Annotated in this window: 18 protein-coding genes and 1 pseudogene; 13 read left to right on the top strand and 6 right to left on the bottom strand. The window is 64.3% G+C overall.

What is annotated here, in order from left to right; translation table 11 throughout:
- The first annotated feature begins 1 nt into the window (after position 1).
- The 8 genes from cobU to ACKLLE_RS24010 all read left to right on the top strand — a co-directional run bounded on the left by cobU (position 2) and on the right by ACKLLE_RS24010 (position 5,421).
- Positions 2 to 523, top strand: a complete 522-nt coding sequence (cobU, locus tag ACKLLE_RS24045; protein ID WP_009407407.1) for a bifunctional adenosylcobinamide kinase/adenosylcobinamide-phosphate guanylyltransferase — start codon at positions 2 to 4, stop codon at positions 521 to 523.
- Positions 520 to 1,575: a nicotinate-nucleotide--dimethylbenzimidazole phosphoribosyltransferase gene (gene cobT / locus ACKLLE_RS24040; RefSeq protein ID WP_064305006.1), complete on the top strand. Its 1,056-nt coding sequence runs from the start codon at positions 520 to 522 to the stop codon at positions 1,573 to 1,575. The genes cobU and cobT overlap by 4 nt, the downstream gene beginning before the upstream one ends.
- On the top strand, positions 1,572 to 2,138 hold the full coding sequence (locus ACKLLE_RS24035) for a histidine phosphatase family protein (protein WP_420059272.1): 567 nt from the start codon (positions 1,572 to 1,574) through the stop codon (positions 2,136 to 2,138). The genes cobT and ACKLLE_RS24035 overlap by 4 nt, the downstream gene beginning before the upstream one ends.
- Before the next feature lie 134 nt (positions 2,139 to 2,272).
- Positions 2,273 to 3,001: an adenosylcobinamide-GDP ribazoletransferase gene (locus ACKLLE_RS24030; protein ID WP_064305004.1), complete on the top strand. Its 729-nt coding sequence runs from the start codon at positions 2,273 to 2,275 to the stop codon at positions 2,999 to 3,001.
- Positions 3,002 to 3,044: 43 nt separating this feature from the next.
- On the top strand, positions 3,045 to 3,449 hold the full coding sequence (locus ACKLLE_RS24025) for a MarR family winged helix-turn-helix transcriptional regulator (RefSeq protein ID WP_064305003.1): 405 nt from the start codon (positions 3,045 to 3,047) through the stop codon (positions 3,447 to 3,449).
- A gap of 62 nt (positions 3,450 to 3,511) precedes the next feature.
- A complete protein-coding gene (locus tag ACKLLE_RS24020) occupies positions 3,512 to 4,714 on the top strand; it encodes an MFS transporter (RefSeq protein ID WP_420059271.1) in 1,203 nt (400 codons plus the stop codon).
- Positions 4,711 to 4,833 (top strand): hypothetical protein, encoded by a 123-nt coding sequence (locus ACKLLE_RS24015; protein WP_009407416.1) that lies wholly within the window; start codon positions 4,711 to 4,713, stop codon positions 4,831 to 4,833. The genes ACKLLE_RS24020 and ACKLLE_RS24015 overlap by 4 nt, the downstream gene beginning before the upstream one ends.
- Before the next feature lie 39 nt (positions 4,834 to 4,872).
- Positions 4,873 to 5,421: a glutathione peroxidase gene (locus ACKLLE_RS24010; RefSeq protein WP_420059270.1), complete on the top strand. Its 549-nt coding sequence runs from the start codon at positions 4,873 to 4,875 to the stop codon at positions 5,419 to 5,421.
- Between the two features lie 4 nt (positions 5,422 to 5,425).
- Here the strand turns inward: ACKLLE_RS24010 and ACKLLE_RS24005 are convergent, their stop codons facing one another.
- Positions 5,426 to 5,692, bottom strand: coding sequence for a DUF2798 domain-containing protein (locus tag ACKLLE_RS24005; RefSeq protein ID WP_420059269.1), 267 nt, complete (start codon positions 5,690 to 5,692; stop codon positions 5,426 to 5,428).
- Positions 5,693 to 5,812: 120 nt separating this feature from the next.
- Between ACKLLE_RS24005 and ACKLLE_RS24000 the strand changes: the two genes are divergently transcribed.
- The gene (locus ACKLLE_RS24000; RefSeq protein ID WP_064304999.1) at positions 5,813 to 6,748 is read left to right on the top strand and encodes a LysR family transcriptional regulator; all 936 of its coding nucleotides are present in this window, start codon (positions 5,813 to 5,815) and stop codon (positions 6,746 to 6,748) included.
- A gap of 51 nt (positions 6,749 to 6,799) precedes the next feature.
- Here the strand turns inward: ACKLLE_RS24000 and ACKLLE_RS23995 are convergent, their stop codons facing one another.
- The 3 genes from ACKLLE_RS23995 to ACKLLE_RS23985 all read right to left on the bottom strand — a co-directional run bounded on the left by ACKLLE_RS23995 (position 6,800) and on the right by ACKLLE_RS23985 (position 9,196).
- Positions 6,800 to 8,068 (bottom strand): OmpP1/FadL family transporter, encoded by a 1,269-nt coding sequence (locus tag ACKLLE_RS23995; protein ID WP_064304998.1) that lies wholly within the window; start codon positions 8,066 to 8,068, stop codon positions 6,800 to 6,802.
- A 147-nt stretch (positions 8,069 to 8,215) separates the two neighbouring features.
- The gene (locus ACKLLE_RS23990) at positions 8,216 to 8,698 is read right to left on the bottom strand and encodes a hypothetical protein (RefSeq protein ID WP_064304997.1); all 483 of its coding nucleotides are present in this window, start codon (positions 8,696 to 8,698) and stop codon (positions 8,216 to 8,218) included.
- 273 nt (positions 8,699 to 8,971) lie between these two features.
- On the bottom strand, positions 8,972 to 9,196 hold the full coding sequence (locus ACKLLE_RS23985; RefSeq protein ID WP_037062346.1) for a hypothetical protein: 225 nt from the start codon (positions 9,194 to 9,196) through the stop codon (positions 8,972 to 8,974).
- Positions 9,197 to 10,160: 964 nt separating this feature from the next.
- Here ACKLLE_RS23985 and ACKLLE_RS23980 point away from each other — a divergent pair.
- A pseudogene (locus ACKLLE_RS23980) lies at positions 10,161 to 10,475 on the top strand (sel1 repeat family protein); the annotation flags it as partial.
- Between the two features lie 190 nt (positions 10,476 to 10,665).
- Complete coding sequence (locus ACKLLE_RS23975) at positions 10,666 to 12,060, top strand: DNA recombination protein RmuC (RefSeq protein WP_376699744.1); 1,395 nt, start codon at positions 10,666 to 10,668, stop codon at positions 12,058 to 12,060.
- Here the strand turns inward: ACKLLE_RS23975 and ACKLLE_RS23970 are convergent.
- Positions 12,032 to 15,508, bottom strand: coding sequence for a PAS domain-containing hybrid sensor histidine kinase/response regulator (locus ACKLLE_RS23970; protein ID WP_420059268.1), 3,477 nt, complete (start codon positions 15,506 to 15,508; stop codon positions 12,032 to 12,034). The genes ACKLLE_RS23975 and ACKLLE_RS23970 overlap by 29 nt on opposite strands.
- Before the next feature lie 245 nt (positions 15,509 to 15,753).
- Here ACKLLE_RS23970 and ACKLLE_RS23965 point away from each other — a divergent pair, with 245 nt between their 5' ends.
- Both ACKLLE_RS23965 and ACKLLE_RS23960 read left to right on the top strand, forming a co-directional pair.
- Entirely contained in the window at positions 15,754 to 16,887 is a 1,134-nt protein-coding gene (locus ACKLLE_RS23965; protein ID WP_064304994.1) for a TDT family transporter, read from the top strand.
- A 204-nt stretch (positions 16,888 to 17,091) separates the two neighbouring features.
- Positions 17,092 to 18,966, top strand: a complete 1,875-nt coding sequence (locus tag ACKLLE_RS23960) for an MFS transporter (RefSeq protein WP_420059267.1) — start codon at positions 17,092 to 17,094, stop codon at positions 18,964 to 18,966.
- On the opposite strand, the gene sugE is transcribed toward ACKLLE_RS23960, so the two are convergent.
- Positions 18,963 to 19,280, bottom strand: coding sequence for a quaternary ammonium compound efflux SMR transporter SugE (gene sugE, locus ACKLLE_RS23955; protein ID WP_009407432.1), 318 nt, complete (start codon positions 19,278 to 19,280; stop codon positions 18,963 to 18,965). The genes ACKLLE_RS23960 and sugE overlap by 4 nt on opposite strands.
- Positions 19,281 to 19,470 lie beyond the last annotated feature (190 nt).

The raw sequence follows: 19,470 nt of genomic DNA, 5'->3' as shown, positions 1-19,470 counted from the left end.
CATGCTCAACCTGATTCTCGGTGGCGCCCGTTCGGGCAAAAGCCGCCTGGCCGAACAACGTGCCCAGGCCAGCGGCCTGGCGGTGACCTATATCGCCACCAGCGAACCCCTCGACGGTGAAATGAATGCCCGGGTGCAACTGCACCGCGAGCGGCGCCCGGCCGAATGGGCGCTGATCGAAGAGCCACTGGCGCTGGCTTCGGTATTGCGCGCCCATGCCGCCGCCGACCGCTGCCTGCTGGTGGACTGCCTGACCCTGTGGCTGACCAACCTGCTGATGCTCGAAGACCCCGCGCGCCTGGCGGCCGAGCGCGATGCGCTGCTCGAATGCCTGGACCAGCTGCCGGGGGAAATCATCCTGGTCAGCAACGAAACCGGCCTGGGCGTGGTGCCCCTGGGTGAACTGACCCGGCGCTATGTCGATGAGGCCGGCTGGTTGCACCAGTCTGTCGCCGAACGTTGCCAGCGGGTGATCCTCACCGTCGCCGGCCTGCCGCTCTATCTCAAAGGAACCCAATCATGACCCACGCCTGGTGGCTCGATCCATGCCGCGCGCCGGACGAACAGATACGCGCCGAGGCCCTCGCGCGCCAGCAGCAGCTGACCAAGCCGGCCGGCTCTCTGGGGCGGCTGGAACAGGTGGCGGTTGAGCTGGCAGCGTTGCAGGGGCAGCTCAAGCCAACGCTGGACCAAGTGTGGATCAGCATCTTTGCCGGTGACCATGGCGTGGTTGCCGAGGGTATCTCCGCCTATCCGCAGGAAGTCACCGGGCAGATGCTGCTGAACTTCGTCAGTGGCGGCGCGGCGATCAGCGTGCTCGCTCGCCAGCTGGATGCGCGGCTGGAAGTGGTGGACCTGGGGACGGTGAATCTCGGCCTCGATCTGCCGGGCGTGCTTCACCTGCGCATCGCGCCGGGTACCGCCAACTTTGCCCAAGCGCCGGCCATGACGGTGGAGCAGGGCGAGCGCGCCTTGCAGGGCGGTCGTGACAGCGCCTTGCGTGCGGTGCAGGCCGGGGCGCGCTTGTTTATCGGTGGCGAGATGGGCATCGGCAACACCACGGCAGCCAGCGCGCTGGCGTGCGCCTTGCTGGGCTGTGCGGCGGTCGAGCTCAGCGGCCCCGGGACCGGGCTGGATGCGGCCGGTGTGCGCCATAAGGCCGAAGTGATCGAGGCGGCCCTGCGCAAGCATGACGGGATCGCCGGCGACCCGTGGCAGGCATTGCTGCATGTCGGCGGGCTGGAAATCGCTGCACTCGCGGGCGCCTATCTGGCCTGTGCCCAGGAAGGTGTCGCGGTGCTGGTGGACGGCTTTATCTGCACCGTGGCGGCATTGCTGGCGGTGCGCTTGAATCCGTCGTGCCGGGCCTGGTTGTTCTTTGGTCACCGTGGTGCCGAGCCGGGTCATCGTCGGGTGCTGGCCGAGCTGGACGGCGAGCCGTTGCTGGAGCTGGGCCTGCGTCTGGGTGAAGGCAGCGGTGCGGCGCTGGCGGTGCCGCTGCTGCGTCTGGCCTGTGACCTGCACGGACAGATGGCGACCTTCGCCGAAGCGGCGGTGGCGGATCGGCCGGCATGATCCTCGACCTCTTGCGTCACGGCGAGACCGAACTGGGTAGCGGCTTTCGCGGCAGCCTCGACGATGCCTTGACCGAACAGGGCTGGGCGCAGATGCAGGCGGCGGTGGCAGGTGGCGGGCCGTGGGATCGGCTGGTCAGTTCGCCGTTGCAGCGCTGTGCGCGGTTCGCCGAGCACCTGGCCGGGGAGCTTGCCTTACCGCTGATGCTGGAACCGGGGATGCGGGAATTGCATTTCGGCGAATGGGAAGGGCGTACGGCGCTGCAACTGATGGAAGATCATGAGGCGGCGCTCGGCAAATTCTGGGCGGATCCTTACGCCTTCACGCCACCGGGTGGCGAGCCGGTGACTGACTTCTCCGAGCGCGTGCTGGCCAGCCTGGCGCGTTTGCAAACCACCTATGCTGGCGAACGGGTGTTGCTGGTGACCCATGGCGGCGTGATGCGCCTGTTGCTGGCACGGGCCCGACGGTTGCCGAGGGAGCAGTTGTTGCAGGTGCAGGTGGGGCATGGGGCATTGCATCGGTTGCGTGTCGAGGCCGATAACCTGCAGGAAATCTGCTGAACGACACCGAACCTTGTGGGAGCGGGTTCACCCGCGATTGCGGCGGCGGATTCACTACCGTAATCGCGGGTGAACCCGCTCCCACAGGGGTACGTGTCGTGCTTTTGATTTTGTTCTTTCATGAGGGACTGGCCATGCTGCCATTCTGGATCGCCCTGCAATTTCTCAGCAGCCTGCCCGTCACGCTGCCGGGTATGCCGACCCCCGAGCAGAACGGCCGCTCGTTGCTGTTCTATCCGCTGGTCGGCCTGCTGTTCGGCGTCCTGCTCTGGGCCCTGGACGCCTTGCTGCAAGGTACCCAGCCACTGCTCCATGCGGCACTGCTGCTGAGCGCCTGGGTCATCCTCAGCGGCGGCCTGCACCTGGACGGCCTGGCCGACAGCGCCGATGCCTGGCTCGGCGGCTTCGGCGATCGCGAGCGCACCCTGGCCATCATGAAGGACCCGCGCAGCGGGCCGATTGCCGTGGTTACCCTGGTGCTGGTGCTGCTGCTGAAATTCTGTGCCTTGCTGGCGCTGGTCGAGGGCGGGCAGGGTGCGTTGCTGATCCTGGCGCCGGTGATCGGCCGGGCAGCGATGCTGGCGTTGTTCCTGAGTACGCCCTATGTGCGTCGGGGTGGGTTGGGGCAGGCCCTGAAGGATCATCTGCCGCGCAAAACCGCCTTGTGGGTCCTCGGCGTCAGTGCCGTGGGCTGTCTGCTGCTGGGGGGCTGGCTGCCGCTGCTGGTGGCGGCCGTGGCCTTCTTCGCCCTGCGTCGCTCCATGCTGCGGCGTCTTGGCGGCACCACCGGCGATACCGCTGGCGCCTTGCTGGAACTGCTTGAACTGGCCGTGGTTGTGACCCTGGCCTGCAATGTTTCGTAACTTTTCCTTGCGTCGCCGCTGATGCGGGTATATACACGCATTCATGTTGACCAGTACCTGCATCTGCACCCATCTGCGTCGCGCTGCCCGTGGGGTGAGCCGGCATTACGACGAGGCCCTCGAAGGCTTCGGCATCAATGTCGCCCAGTTTTCCCTGCTGCGGCACCTGCAACGCCTGGACAAGCCGAGTATCTCGACCCTGGCCGAAGCCATGGGGCTGGACCGCAGCACCCTGGGCCGCAACCTCAAGGTGCTGGAAGGCGAAGGCCTGGTGGCCCTGGCCGAAGGCAGCGACCTGCGCAATCGCGTGGTGCTGTTGACCGCCGAGGGTGCCGAGCGTTTGCGCAGTGCCGAACCGGCCTGGGAGAAAGCCCAGGAGGGCCTGGTACACACATTGGGAACGGACCAGCGCGATGAACTGATCCGCCTGCTGAAACAATTGGCCTGAGCTTTTTCACGACCTGACGCGGGTATATACCCGCAACCTTGCGCAAACAGGAGAGAAGAACAATGACATCCGTATGGCGTACCAGCGGCTGGGTATTACTGGGGGCGGCCCTGATCCTGGCGCTGTCGCTGGGCGTGCGGCACGGCTTCGGCCTGTTCCTGGCGCCGATGAGCGCCGAGTTCGGCTGGGGCCGCGGCGTGTTCGCCTTCGCCATCGCCCTGCAGAACCTGGTGTGGGGGCTGGCCCAGCCGTTTGCCGGGGCCCTGGCCGATCGCCTGGGTGCCGCGAAGGTGGTGATCATCGGCGGCATTCTCTACGCAGCCGGCCTGGTGCTGATGGGCTTGTCGAATTCGCCGGTGTCGCTGTCCCTGAGCGCTGGCCTGCTGATCGGGATCGGCCTGTCCGGCACCTCGTTCTCGGTGATTCTCGGCGTGGTCGGGCGCGCGGTGCCGGCGGAGAAACGCAGCCTGGCCATGGGCATCGCCAGCGCCGCCGGTTCCTTCGGCCAGTTCGCCATGCTTCCCGGTACCCTCGGCCTGATCAACTGGCTGGGCTGGTCCGTGGCCTTGCTGGTGCTGGGCCTGATGGTGGCCTTTATCGTGCCGCTGGTGGGCATGCTCAAGGACCGTCCAGTGGCGGCCCAAGGGCAGGAGCAGACCCTCGGCGAAGCGCTGCGCGAAGCCTGCTCGCACAGTGGTTTCTGGCTGCTGGCGCTGGGCTTCTTCGTGTGCGGTTTCCAGGTGGTCTTCATCGGCGTGCACCTGCCGGCCTACCTGGTCGACCAGCATTTGCCGGCAACCACCGGCACCACGGTGCTGGCCCTGGTCGGGCTGTTCAATATCGTTGGCACCTATACCGCCGGCTGGCTTGGCGGACGTATGTCCAAGCCGCGCCTGCTGACCGCGCTGTACCTGTTGCGGGCGGTGGTGATCGTGCTGTTCCTGTGGGCGCCGGTGACCCAGTTCAGTGCCTATCTGTTCGGTATCGCCATGGGGCTGTTGTGGTTGTCCACCGTGCCGCTGACCAACGGCACCGTGGCCACCCTGTTCGGTGTGCGCAACCTGTCGATGCTGGGCGGGATCGTCTTCCTCTTCCATCAGTTGGGCGCGTTCCTCGGCGGCTGGCTGGGCGGCGTGGTGTACGACCAGACCGGCAACTACGAGCTGGTCTGGCACATCTCCATCCTGCTCAGCCTGCTGGCCGGCGCCCTCAACTGGCCGGTACGCGAGCGCCCGGTAGCGCGCTTGCAGGCTGCATCGGCGTGAGCCTGCTGCGTGTCTGGCTGATCGGGCTGGGCCTGGCAATCCTGTTGCTGGGCCTGGCCTGGTGGGGCTGGCAGCGCGGCGGGCTGGCGCTGATGCAATTGGGCATGGGCGTTTGTTAGGCGTACTCTGAGTGTTCGTACAGCGAATGGAGAATCGTCATGCAAGCACGCCTGTTGATTGCCGCCCTGGCCTTGGGCGTTAGTGGCTTCGCCCTGGCCGACGGTTGCCCGGCCCTGCTCCAGGGCGACCTGCCCAAGCTGCGGGCCAAGGAAACCATCGATCTGTGCCAGCAGTTCGGCGGCAAGCCGCTGGTGGTGGTGAATACCGCCAGCTATTGCGGTTTCGCTCCCCAGTTCGAAGGGCTGGAAGCGGTGTACAAGGCGTATCACGGCCAGGGCCTGGAAATGCTGGGTGTGCCGTCCAACGACTTCAAGCAGGAAGACGCCGACAGCGAGAAGACCGCCAAGGTCTGCTATGCCAACTACGGCGTGACTTTCACCATGACCGAGGCGCAAAAGGTGCGCGGCGACGGCGCCATCCCGTTGTTCCGCGAGCTGGCCAACCAGAGCGCCGCGCCCAAGTGGAATTTCTACAAATACGTGATCGACCGCCAGGGCCGGGTGGTCGACAGTTTCTCCAGCCTGACCAAGCCGGACGATCCGAAATTCAGGGCTGCCATCGAACAGGCCATCGCCTCCAAGCCGTGAGCAGCTAGTTGCCCGAGTGCACGGTCAGCGCCACCAGCCTGACCACGATCGGGCGCACTACCAGTACGCAAGCGAAGGCTACCGGCATGGCGAGTTGGTAGGCCCTGAGCACGTTGCCCAGGTAATGCTGGTCAATGCCGCTGTTGGCTGCGGTGATGACGAAGCACATGAGCATCGCCATGATCGACGACATATACAGGGCGAACACATAGGGCGTGGTGCGGGCGCCAAGCTTGCGAGGGCGAATGCGGCTGGTGGTCCTTGATTGCATGCTGTTTCCTGCGGGCCTGTGTTGGGATCGACGCAGGTTAGCAAGGTGCCTGGCAGGCAAGTAGACGGGCAGGCGTTTGGTCTTTATAAAGGAAAACTTACGAATCCTGCGGAGATCGCCGTGAACCTGCTGGGCCTGATCAAGAGCTTCATCAAGGTGGTCGAGGCTGGCAGCATCGCTGGCGGTGCACGCAGCCTCGGCCTGAGTGCGGCGGCGGTGAGCCAGAATATCGCCCGCCTGGAGGCTCATCTGCAGGTACGCCTGCTGTCGCGTACTACCCGCAGCATGGTGCTGACCCCCAGCGGTAGCCTCTACTACGACAAGGTGCGGCTGATCGAGCGTGACCTGGAAGACGCGCAACTGGCGGTCACGGCAACCGACAGCGAGCCACGCGGACGTTTGTGCATCGCCACCAGCTCGGCCTTCGGGCGTCATGTGCTGGCGCGGCTGATCCCGCAGTTCAGTGCGCTGTATCCCCATCTTTCAATCGAAATGCTTACGAGTGATGCCAAGGTCGATCATGCCCGGCAAGGGGTGGACGTCAGCCTGCGCATCACCCCGCAACTGGAAGATGGCTTGCTGGCCCGGCATATCGCCCAGGTGCCGTTCATTTGCTGTGCGTCGCCTGGCTACCTGGCACGTGAGGGCTGGCCGCAAAGTCCCGAGGAACTCAAGCAGCGCCGTTGCCTGGTGTTTCGCTATCCGGTGGATGGACGCTTCCTGCGTTGGGGCTTCGTGCGTGACGGCCTGCGCTTCGAGGCCGAGTTCGGCGATGTCTTGATCAGCGACGATATCGACGTACTGGCACAGATGGCGGTCCACGACGGCGGCATCACCCGGCTAGCCGAGTTCGTCGCCCGTCCCTGGTTGCAGCGTGGTGAGCTGGTACCGCTGTTCGAGGAGGAGGGTGGCGGGCGTGCCTATGCCCAGACCGAACCGATGGATATCTACCTGTGTGTCACCGATCGGTTTGCCATGACTCCGAAGGTCCGTGCCTTCATGGCGTTTCTCAAGGAGAACCTGGGCGACGAATGGAAGGTCAGGGCCTCCAGCTGAAATGAAAAAACCGCCAGCGAGGGCGGTTTTTTCATACAGCCGGCAGTGAAATCAGAAGCGGTAGGTCAGGGACGCGCCCAGGCCGTGTGCACTGTTTTCGTACTTGGCGCTGTAGGCCCCTTTGCTAGGGTCACGCAGATTGACCTTGGTGTCTTCTTCCCACAGGTAGGAGTAGGCCACGTCGATGGTCATGTCGTCGGTCGGAGACCAGCCAGCACCAACGCTGAAGATCTTGCGATCGCCAGTGGGGATGCGTGGCGAGCGGTTGACGTTGTTGGTCGGCGACTGGTCGACGGTGAAGCCGGTGCGCAGGGTCCATTCCTTGTTCAGCTTGTAGGACGCGCCGATGGCGTGGGCCCAGGTGTCGTGCCAGTTCTGCTCTTCGCTGATGGTGCCCAGGTTCGCGCGCAGAGGGGCCGGTACGCCGTCGTTCTTGACGGTGATGGCCTCCAGGCGGCTCCAGCGGGTCCAGGTGCTGCCCGCGTAGAGGGTCCATTGGTCATCCAGCTCGTGGGTGACGGACAGGTCTACGGATTCCGGGGTCTTGATGTTCAGCGAAGCGTCGAACTTGGCGCCGTTGAACGGGCCGAAGCCGGTGCCCTGGATCTTGGTGTCGCCCTTGAGCTTGTAGTCGACCATCGAGTGGTAGGTCAGGCCGACGCGGGTGCTGTCGGTGGCCTGGACCAGCAGGCCGATGTTGTAGCCGACGGCGGTGTCGTCGCCGGAGATCTTCACCTTGCCGTCGTTGCGGCCCAGGCTTGCGGTGTTCAGCGTGGCCGACTCGAGGGCGCCGTCGATGCGGTTGATGGTCGGGCCGAAACCGATCGAGACCTTGTCGTTGAAGGCGTAGCTGACGGTCGGCTGGAAGGTGACCACCTGGACTTCCGACTTGCTGCCGAAGTAGCGGCCGGCGAAGCCGTGTTCGTAGTCGGTGATCAGGCCGAACGGCACGTAGACGCCGAAGCCGACGCTCCAGTGATCGTCGATCGGCTTGACGTAGTAGCCCATCGGGACGCCAACCACGGGAACCATGTCGCCGTCGTTGCTGCCGCCGAAGGTGCCACGGCCATCCTTGATGTCGGTCTTGGCGATCACGGCAGCGCCGCCGACGGTGATTTGTTCGCGTTTCAGGCGGGACATGCCGGCAGGGTTGCCGTACACGGTGCTGGCATCATCGGCAGTAGAAGAACGACCGGCGAAACCGGTGCCCATGCCGCTGACACTTTGTTCGTTGAGTGCGAAACCGCTGGCGAGCAGGTGGGAGGAAGCCAGGGTTACCGCAATGGCGAGGGTGCTTTTGATGAGTGTGACTTTTTTCATTATTAGAAACTCCAGGGGATCACCGGGGCGCAAATTACCAACATTTTCCGGAGCGCGCTATAGCCCCTATCGCGGGAGATAGGCGCATTTTGTAGGACAATCCGACCAAAATTGGCATTTATTCCGTTTGGTGTTGTAGGTGTTTTCCTAACATGCCTGACGTTCCACGGGTGCGATGCAGGCCTGCCAGGCCTGGGTGAAGTCGCGCAGCCGGCCTTGCGGCTGGAAAATCTGACGCCAGACCTTCGCCAGTCCGAGCAGGTCGTCGGGTTCCGGCAGATGCGGCGCCTGCTCTTCGATCAGCATCCATGCGATGGCGGTGGCATAACGCAGGTTCACCGTCAGTTCCAGGTGCGGGCCGTTGAGAAAAGCATGCTGACTAGCCAGACCGCGGACGAGGCTGGCCAGTTCCGGATCGCGTGCGAGAAAGTGATCCCAGACCGATTGGTGACGCATTTCCGCGATGCGGTACAAGCCGTGACCACGGCGATCGTGAAGTGCGGCGCCCAGGGCCGACTGGCTGGCGGCGATCCCCAGCAACAGGGCTTCGGCGCAGGGGCTATGGCGGTCCAGGTAGATCAGCGTCGGCCGGATCACGTATTGGCTCAACTCGCTCGCGGCGATTCCCATGATGCCCTCGAACAGAAAAGTGGCCGGCGGGACGCTGGTGCTTGGCAGCAGGGTGGGTCGGAGTCAGGCCCGCCGGAAGCGGACAGGGCCGCTTGAGTTGAAGTGTAGTGTCATATTCCGGCTGTAAAGGGCTGTTTTTAAATCGTTTCCGGCATCTGTTCATAAGCCATATGCCGAACGGTACTTAAAAATGCCGGGATATTTGCGCAATGCAGGAGGGTGTGGCGGATAGCGAAAGCCCCTCGGATGAGGGGCTTTGGAGAGAGTGGTCCATCAGGCGATCAACGCCTGACGGGTCCGGTCGATCACCGCCTGCAGCGGCTCGGCACGGGTGTATTGCTCGGGGTAGAGGCGTTCGCTGTGCTGGGCGATGCCGTGTTCATCGACCAGGGTAAAGCTGAAGCTGTTCTTGCGCGAAGCAAGGATGATGCAGTTCAGCGGCGCGAAGGCCTGGGACAGGGTGCGGATGGCCGCTTGGGTATGAGCGTTGTGAGTCATCATTGTTTTGGACGTTCCTGCATGAGATACGGCTAGTTTGAGCCGTATATGTTTCAAACGTTCCAGTGACGCGTGCCTTTGGCGGGCAGGATGCGGCAGAACCCCTGGAACAGGGCAGCCAGTGAACGAGCGCAATATAAAAGGTGGCGCCTTGGGCTGACTGGTAGGTACTTCGGAAGACGGGCAACACGCCAGGGCAATAGGTTCTGTGCCCCTGGGTGAGGATCCTGTTCAGTCTGCTGGAGGGCTCGGCAGGGCGGTATGGATATGCCTGGGGAGCTTTTCGGTTGGCGGGTCCTGGTTTCAGCAGGATGGCCCATTCCTTTGAGATGGAGGGGCGATGCTGCAAGGACCGCTTTGGCCAGAATTGACTTTCAGCTTGGTACTAACGGCGGCGAAGATACCGGCTTCCGCTCTCGCTGGCAAGTGGTTTTCATCTTTCGTCCGGCGAGCCGGGCATTATCTCGATTTTATACAGCGCTGGGAAGCCCCGTGTAAGACTGCGAATGCCCGTGATGGTGCGCTGGATCGCTTCGCTTTGGGGCGCTTGTACACACTTGGGGCGCCCCTTGTCACCACCGGGTCATGCCCCTGCATGGGTGCCCCATTGACCGGTCGGATCCGACAAGTCAATGAAAAAAAACACTTTTTTTAGCTGGTGAAAAAATCGTCAGTTTGAGCGCAGGCCCCATTCTATCGGGGTTTGCGGGGTGTATGAGGCGGTTGTCCACTGAGTTATCCACAGCTTCTGTGGATTGTCCCGGGCGCTTGCTCTAGGACGGGCGTGCCAGCAAGGCGAGGCGTGTCGGACAATTCACTAGTGAGGTCTTATTGAGTGAAAAATCGCCTCGGAAAGGTCAATAAAAAAACTCAGAAATTTCTTAAGTAACTTCAAAAATGGCATGAGCGATTGTCGGAATAATCGGGTAGAGTGCGCGCCCCAAGAAATGTCCTGCCTGTTTTTATGAAGTTTCGCGGTCGATCCACTGAATCCAATCCCTCCGCTTCTCCCCTTGCCGAACCCCGACGCCTGTCGCTGAAGGTTGCCTTGTGGCTGCTCGACAGCCCTCGCCTCGGCGCCAAGCCGCAGGTCAAGCATTTCGCCGGGCGCTTGCTCAAGCAGCCGGCGCGCGCAGGGGTGGTCGAGGCGCAGAGCCGTTTGGGTCGCATGCTGTGTCGCGAATGCGGCAACGCCCGCGATCGTCGCATCGGCCACGAGCTGTTGCGTCAGGCTGCTCGTGCCGGCGATCACAGTGCCCAGCTGGAACTTCGCCGATTGCCGCGCGACTGAAGAGCCGGACCGACCTGATGACTGTTAAGCTCAGCGGGATTTTTTCCGAGGGGTGAACATGCTGTCGATGGTTGCACTGGATCTGACCAGCCTGATGCTGGGTATGTTGCTGGCGGCGGTTCCCGCAGCCGTGGTGCTGGTGCGCTGGCAGCGTCGGCACAGTGAGCGCCAGGCGCAGATGAGCTTGCAGGAAGAGCGCCTGGGCGGCGCCTTGCTGGCCCAGGAGGGCTTGCAGGCGCAACTGGACGCCTGCCGCGACGAGATCAGCGACCTCAGCCAGGCCAACAGCGCCAAGCAGGCCAGCCTGGCGGCCCAGGCCCGCGAAATCGATCTGTTGCAGATCGAGCGCGACAACGCCCGCGATGCCGCCCACGCCTGGAACCTGGAGCGCAGCGCGCGTGAAGCCGAACTGCGCCGCCTCGACGCCCGTTGCGCCGGCCTCGAAGCGGAATTGCGCGAGCAGCAGGACAGCCATCAGCAGCGCCTCGCCGACCTGCAGGCTTCGCGCGATGAACTGCGTGCCCAGTTCGCCGAGATGGCGACGAAGATCTTCGATGAGCGCGAGCAGCGCTTCGCCCAGACCAGCCAGCAGCATCTCGGCCAGTTGCTCGATCCGCTCAAGGAGCGCATCCAGGCTTTCGAAAAACGCGTGGAGGAAAGCTACCAGCAGGAAGCCCGCGAGCGTTTCTCCCTGGGCAAGGAACTGGAGCGCCTGCAGCAACTCAACCTGCGCCTGAGCGACGAAGCGACCAACCTGACCCAGGCCCTCAAGGGCCAGAAGACCCAGGGCAACTGGGGCGAACTGATCCTGGAAAAGGTCCTTGAACATGCCGGCCTGGAGAAGGGCCGCGAGTACCAGACCCAGGTCAGCCTCAAGAGTGCCGACGGCGAGCGCTACCAGCCCGACGTGCTGATCATGCTGCCGGGCGACAAGCAGGTGGTGGTGGACTCCAAGGTCAGCCTGACCGCCTACCAGCAGTTCATCGGTGCCAGTGAGGACGACGTGGCCCAGGCCGCCCTCAAGCAGCATGTGCATTCGCTGCGCAGCCATGTGAAAGGCCTGTCGAGCAAGGACTACAACCGCCTCGACGGTCTGACCAGCCTGGACTTCGTTCTGCTCTTCGTCCCCATCGAAGCGGCGTTTTCGGCTGCCCTGCAGGCCGAGCCGGGCCTGTTCCAGGAGGCGTTCGACCGGCAGATCGTCATCGTCAGCCCGACCACCCTGCTGGCCACCCTGCGGGTCATCGACAGCCTGTGGAAGCAGGAACGGCAGAGCCAGAACGCCCGGGAAATCGCCGAGCGGGCGGGCTGGCTGTACGACAAGTTCGTGCTGTTCATCCAGGACCTGGACGAACTGGGCAGCCGCCTGCAGCAGGTGGACAAGGCCTATGCGGCCGCGCGCAACAAGCTCTGCGAGGGGCGCGGCAACCTGGTCAGCCGCAGCGAGCAGCTCAAGCTGCTCGGTGCCCGGGCCAGCAAGAGCCTGCCCGGCGAGTTGCTGGAGCGGGCCATGGCCGGGGAGGCCGACCCGGCCAACGATGCGCTTATTGCACCAGGCTCAGATGGCGATTGAGCAGCGCGCGCAGGGCCGCTGGCTTCACCGGCTTGCTGAGGAAGTCGAGGCCGGCCGCGTGCACCTTGGCCATGGTCTCGCCATGCCCGTCGGCGCTGATCACCACCCCCGGCACTGGCTCGCCGAGGCGGGTGCGTAGCCAGGCCATCAGCTCGGTACCGATTTCGCCATCGTCGAGGTGGTAGTCCACCAGCGCCAGGTGCGGGCGCAGGCCTTTGTCCAGCAGCGCCGCGCACTCCTCGCGATTGCGCGCGGTGGACACCTGGCAACCCCAGCGACTGAGCAGGCTGTTCATGCCGATCAGGATGCTGTCTTCATTGTCCACGCACAGCACTTGCAGGCCCGCCAGCGGTTGTCCGGCCTGTTCCGGCGATTTCGCCTGTTCCGGCGCCCGGGCCGTGGCCAGCGGCACACTGACCCGGAAAACGCTGCCCTTGCCGGTCCATGAGCGTACTTCCAGCGGGTGGCCGAGCACCTTGCACAGGCCGTCGGCGATCGCCAGGCCCAGGCCCAGGCCTTTCTCGGCACGGGTCTGGTGACTGTCCAGGCGCTTGAACTCCTCGAAGATCACTTGCAGCTTGTCGTCGGCGATGCCCGGGCCACGGTCCCAGACTTCCAGCCACAGATGCCCCTGGCTGCGACGCACGCCCAGCAGGATCGGGCTTTTGCCGTAGCGGAAGGCATTGGTCAGGAAGTTCTGCAGGATGCGTCGCAGCAGCTTCATGTCGCTGTGCACCCGCAGCTTGCTGCCACGCACGCGGAAGTCCAGGCCCTGTTCCCGCGCCAGTACCTTGAACTCGGCGCCGAGCGTGTCGAACAGCTCATTGAGGGCGAAGGGCTTGGCGTCCGGGGTGATCTTGCCGTTCTCCAGGCGCGAGATATCCAGCAGGTCGCTGATCAGCTCTTCCGCCGAGCGCAGCGAGCTGTCCATATGCCGGACCAGTTGCTGGGCTTCTTCCGACAGGCCTTCGGCCTGGTGGGAGAGGGCGGCGGAGAACAGTCGCGCAGCGTTGAGCGGCTGCATCAGGTCATGGCTGACGGCCGCCAGGAAGCGCGTCTTGGATTTGTTCGCCGCCTCGGCATGGCTTTTCGCCTCGGTCAGCGCCAGGTTCAGTTGCGACAGCTCGCGCGTACGTTCGGCGACCCGCTGTTCGAGGCTTTCGTTGGAGTCCTTGAGCAGTTGCTCGGCTTCGCGGAACGGGGTGATGTCGGTGAAGCTCATGACGAAGCCGCCGCCGGGCATCGGGTTGCCGATCAGTTCGATGACCCGCCCGTTGGGGAACAGGCGTTCCGAGGTATGCGCACGCCCCTGGCGCATCCAGTGCAGGCGCCGAGCCACATGCACCTGGGCCTCGCCCGGCCCGCACAGGCCGCGTTCGGCGTTGTAGCGAATGATATCGGCGATCGGCCGGCCGACACTGATCAGGCCGTCTGGGTAGTTGAACAGTTCCAGGTAACGGCGGTTCCACGCCACCAGGCGCAGCGACTGGTCGACTACGCTGATGCCCTGGCTGATGTTCTCGATGGCGCCTTGCAGCAGGGCGCGGTTGAATTGCAGCACCTCCGAGGCTTCATCGGCGATGCGCACCACGTCTTCGAGCTGCATGTCGCGGCCTTCGATGGCCGCCTTGACCACCGCGCGGGTCGATGACGTCCCCAGTACCCCGGCGAGCAGGCGCTCGGTGTGTTCGATCCATTCGCCGTCGGCGTTCTGGTTGGGGTTGAAGCCCTTGCCCTGGCGATAGGCGAAGCGGATGAAGCTCTGCCGTGCCCGTTCTTCGCCAACGAAACGCGCGGCCAGGTGCAGCAGGTCGTCGATCTGCACCGCCAGCAGCGAGCGGTTGCTCGGCCGCGAGCTGCTCTGCTGGCCGATGAAGCGCCCGGCCTGCCAGTGCTCGGTGACCCGGGTGCGCGAGAAGATCGAGACCCAGGCAAAGATAATGAAGTTGCCCGCCAGGGACAGCACCACGCCCTGGGTCAGCGGGGTGATCGGCAGGCCCAGCGGGTTGCCGTGCAGCCAGGCCAGGCCCGGGAACACTTCCAGCGGCCAGCCCAGGCTGTGGGCCGCGATCGGCAGGACCAGGGTGTAGAACCAGAGGAAGGTGCCGGTCGCCAGGCCGGCGAATACGCCGCGGCGGTTGGCCTGTTTCCAGTACAGGGCACCGAGCATCGCCGGGGTCAGTTGGGTCACCGCAGCGAAGGCGATCTGGCCGATGGTCGCCAGGCTCGCCGTGGAGCCGAGCAGGCGATAGCTGACATAGGCCAGCAGGAGAATGACCACGATGGTCACCCGGCGCACCGTCAACATCCAGCTGCGGAACGCCTCGAACGGCCGCTCGGCGTTGTTGCGCCGCAGTAGCCAGGGCAGCAGCATGTCGTTGGAAACCATGGTCGACAGCGCCACCGCTTCGACGATGACCATGCCGGTAGCCGCCGAAGCGCCGCCGATGAAAGCCAGCAGGGCCAGGCTCGGATGGGCCTCGGCCAGGGGCAGGCTGATGACGAAGGAATCGGAAATCACCGTGCCCGGCAGCAGCATCTGCCCGGCCAGGGCGATGGGCACTACGAACAGCGCCGCCAGGACCAGGTACAGGGGAAAGACCCAGCGCGCCAGGCGCATGTCCTGTGGCTCGATGTTCTCCACCACCGTGACCTGGAACTGCCGGGGCAGGCAGATGATCGCCATCATCGCCACGCCGGTCTGGACGATCATCGACGGCCAGTTGATGGTTTCCTGCCAATAGTTGTCCAGGGCCGGGGCGGCGCGGGCCTGGCTGAACAGGTCGTCGAAGCCGTCGTACAGGTTGAACACCACGAAGGCACCGACGGCGAGGAAGGCCAGCAGCTTGACGATGGCCTCGAAGGCGATCGCCAGGACCATGCCGCGATGGTGCTCGGTCACGTCCAGGCTGCGGGTGCCGAAGACGATGGAAAACAGGGCCAGGACCAGGGAGACCACCAGCGCCGTGTCCTGCACCCGGCTACCGGTGGCGTCGGCATTGGCGCCGATCAGCAGGTTGACGCCAAGGACGATACCCTTCAGTTGCAGGGCGATATAAGGCAGGACGCCAACCAGGCAGATCAGCGCCACCACCACGGCCAGGGTCTGGGACTTGCCATAGCGCGCGGCGATGAAGTCGGCGATGGAGGTGATGTTCTCCTGTTTGCTGATCAGCACCATCTTCTGCAGCACCCAAGGCGCAAAGATCAGCAGCAGCACCGGGCCGAGATAGATTGGGAGAAACGCCCAGAGCTGTTCCGCAGCCTGGCCGACCGCGCCGAAAAACGTCCAGCTGGTGCAATACACTGCCAGCGACAGGCTATAGACCCAGGCACGCAGGCGCGGTGGCAGCGGCGTGCCGCGACGGTCGCCGTAGAAGGCAATGGCGAACATGATGGCCATATAGGCCAGGGCGACCACCGCGATCAGCCCGCTGGACAACGACATGGAGACTCCGAACCAAAAACCACCTCGATCAATCAGTCTGGCATGCCGCCTGCGCTTCGTCAGCGCCGACGAAAGTCGCGGTGGCAGGTCGTCGCAGGGAAAGGCCATTTCAGGCGGTTCGCGGCAGCATCGGGCTGTTTTTTATCTGTTAAATCGATAACAGATAGAGAAAATAACCGTTATATGGATATATCTTTTACTTGTAAGGTGTTTTCACCTCTTCAGAGGACAGGAGACCCGACATCATGCCTTGCCAGACCGCCGCCCATCCCTTGCGCCCCTTCAATCGACTGACCCATCCCCGGGAAGTGATTCGTCAATTCACCCCCAACTGGTTCGCCGTGGTCATGGGTACCGGCGTGCTGGCGCTGGCCTTGCCCCAGGCGTTTCCTCGGCTGCACGCGGTGGCCGAGGCGCTGTGGTGGCTGGCGCTGGGCTTGTTCGCACTGTTCAGCGTTCTATACAGCGCGCGCTGGCTGATGTTCTTCCATGAGGCGCGACGGATCTTCAGCCATTCCACGGTCTCGATGTTCTTCGGCACCATACCCATGGGGTTGGCGACCGTGCTCAACGGCGCGCTGGTATTCGGCCTGGCGCGGTTTGGCCAGGGCATCCTGCCGTGGGTAGAGGCGCTGTGGTGGGTGGACGTGGGCATGGCACTGCTCTGTGGCGTGGCGATACCCTTCCTGATGTTCACCCGCCAGGAGCACAGCATCGACCAGATGACCGCCGTCTGGCTGCTGCCGGTGGTGGCCGCGGAAGTGGCGGCGGCCAGCGGCGGCTTGCTCGCTCCGCACCTTGCGGACAGTGCGCGGCAGTTGCAGGTGCTGGTCACCAGCTACGTGTTGTGGGCGGTGTCGTTGCCGGTAGCGTTCAGCATCCTGACCATCCTGATCCTGCGCATGGTCCTGCATAAGCTGCCGCCGGCGCATATGGCCGCGTCGAGCTGGCTGGCACTGGGGCCGATCGGCACCGGAGCGCTGGGCATGTTGCTGCTGGGGGGCGAGGCGCCAGCGATCTTCGCCGCCAACGGGCTGGCCAGCTTCGGCGAGACCGCGCGCGGGCTGGGGCTGATCGCCGGGATGGTGCTGTGGGGGTGCGGGTTCTGGTGGTTGCTCACGGCGGTGCTGATCACCCTCAAGCATGTGCATCAGGGCATGCCGTTCAACTTGGGCTGGTGGGGCTTTACCTTTCCGCTGGGGGTGTATGCGCTGGCGACCCTGAGGCTCGGGGCGTGGCTGGAATTGGGGTTCTTCAAGGGCATGGGCGCGCTGCTGGTGGTGGCGCTGGTGGGGTTGTGGTCGCTGGTGGGTTGGCGAACCTTGTGCGGGGCCTGGCGGGGGGAGCTGTTTGTTTCTCCCTGCATCCAACAAATCTGAAAGCAGGACGCGGACCCTGTGGGAGCGGGTTCACCCGCGATCGCGATAGTGAATCCACCACCGCAATCGCGGGTGAACCCGCTCCCACAGGGTCCGCGCTTGGCTTCGGAAGGGCTGGCCGCAGGGAAGGCTTATCCGGCAAAGTGTGGCTTTTCCCGCTTTCGGCGCCTCAAATAACCAACGCCCCGAACAGGTACATGGACGATGAGCCACACCTCGCAGTTCGCCTTGCTGAAGAAGCGCCGCTTCTTGCCTTTCTTCGTTACCCAGTCGCTGGGTGCCTTCAATGACAACCTGTACAAGCAGTCGCTGATCCTGGCGATCCTCTACAAGTTGAGCCTGGGCGGCGATGGCTCGATGCTGGTCAACCTCTGCGCCTTGCTGTTCATCCTGCCGTTCTTCCTGTTCTCGGCCCTGGCCGGACAGTTCGGCGAGAAGTTCGCCAAGGACGCGCTGATCCGCACCATCAAGCTGGCCGAGGTGGTGATCATGGCCATCGGCGCCGTGGGCTTTATCTTCAACCAGCTGTGGCTGCTGCTCCTGGCGCTGTTCGCCATGGGCACCCACTCGGCGCTGTTCGGCCCGGTCAAGTATTCGATCCTGCCCCAGGCCCTGCGCGAAGAAGAGCTGGTCGGCGGCAACGGCCTGGTGGAGATGGGCACCTTCCTGGCGATCCTCGCCGGTACCATCGCCGCCGGGGTGATGATGTCCACCTCGGAATATGCCCCGGTGGTGGCCTGCGGCATCGTTCTTACCGCCGCGCTCGGCTATCTCGCCAGCCGCTTCATTCCACGCGCCGCCGCTGCGTCGCCGCAACTCAAGCTGCAATGGAACATCTTCTCCCAGACTGCCGCGACCCTGCGCCTGGGCCTGGGCCAGACCCCTGCGGTGTCGCGCTCGATCGTCGGCAACTCGTGGTTCTGGTTCGTCGGGGCGATCTACCTGACCCAGATCCCGGAGTACGCCAAGCTGTGGATGCATGGCGACGAAACCGTGGTCACCCTGATCCTGACCCTGTTCTCGGTGGGCATCGCCCTCGGCTCGCTGCTTTGCGAACGCTTGAGCGGACGCAAGGTGGAAATCGGCCTGGTGCCGTTCGGCTCCTTCGGCCTGACCCTGTTCGGTCTGCTCTGGTGGTGGCACTCCGGGGATATCCCGGCAGCCGCCGCGCCGTATGACTGGCTGGCGCTGCTGGAGATGAGCAAGGCCTGGTGGATCCTGCTGTCGATCGTCGGTCTCGGGGTATTCGGCGGCTTCTATATCGTGCCGCTGTATGCCCTGATCCAGGCGCGCACCGCCGAGGACCAGCGCGCCCGGGTGATCGCTGCGAACAACATCCTCAATGCGCTGTTCATGGTGGTTTCGGCCATCTTCACCATGCTCTTGCTGGGCGTCGCCGGGCTGGAGATTCCCCAGCTGTTCCTGGTGGTGTCGTTGCTGAACATCGCGGTCAACGCCTACATCTTCAAGATCGTCCCCGAATTCAGCATGCGCTTCATGATCTGGCTGTTGAGCCATTCCATGTACCGGGTCAAGCACCGCGACCTGGAGCGCATCCCCGACGAGGGCGCGGCGCTGCTGGTGTGCAACCACGTGTCCTTCGTCGATGCGCTGCTGATCGCCGGGGCCGTGCGCCGGCCGATGCGTTTCGTCATGTACTACAAGATCTACAACCTGCCGGTGCTCAACTTCATCTTCCGCACCGCCGGGGCCATCCCGATTGCCGGGCGCAACGAGGACCGCGCCACCTTCGACAAGGCCTTCGAGCGGATTGCCGCGTATCTGGAGGAAGGCGAACTGGTGTGCATCTTCCCCGAAGGCAAGCTGACCGGGGATGGCGAGATCGACGAATTCAAGGGCGGGGTACGGCTGATCCTCGAACGCACCCCGGTGCCGGTGATTCCACTGGCGTTGCAGGGCTTGTGGGGCAGTTTCTTCAGTCGCGATCCGGCCAAGGGCTTTTTCCGCCGCTTCTGGTCGCGGGTGACCCTGGTGGCCGGCGATGCGATTCCCGGTGAGGAGGCGCAGCCGGCGCTGTTGCGTGAACGGGTCGGGGCGCTGCGCGGAGAGGTTCGCTAGCTGGCGCTGACCTTGAGGCCGATCAGGCCGGCGATGATCAGCGCCACGCTGGCCAGACGCACCAGGGCCATGGATTCGCCGAACAGGATGACCCCGGCGATCACCGTGCCGACGGCACCGACGCCGGTCCAGATGGCATAGGCGGTGCCCAGCGGCAATTCCTTCATGGCCAGGCCGAGCAGGCCCAGGCTGATGGCCATGGCGGCGATGGTCAGGACGGTGGGGAGGGGGCGGGTAAAGCCGTCGGTGTATTTCAGGCCGACGGCCCAGCCGACTTCGAAAAGGCCGGCGCAAAACAGGATGATCCAGGACATGTTCGATACTCCATCAGTGTGATGGGGCCGTCCCCGGGCGTTCACGCGTTGCGTCGCGAGGCCGTCCTCGCTGTGCGCGCTATGGTGCACCGTTCTGGTGCCTGGAGCAAATCCTGGGGCCGCCTTGCGGCCCAGGGGGGGGGGCGCCCCCCCCCCCCCCCCGGGGGCCCCCCCCCCCCCCCCCCCCCCC

Origin of the sequence: Pseudomonas bharatica (assembly GCF_048586865.1) — a bacterium.
GTDB lineage: Bacteria > Pseudomonadota > Gammaproteobacteria > Pseudomonadales > Pseudomonadaceae > Aquipseudomonas > Aquipseudomonas bharatica.
Note: the sequence above shows the minus strand (reverse complement) of the source record. Positions and strands in the feature narration are given on the sequence as shown.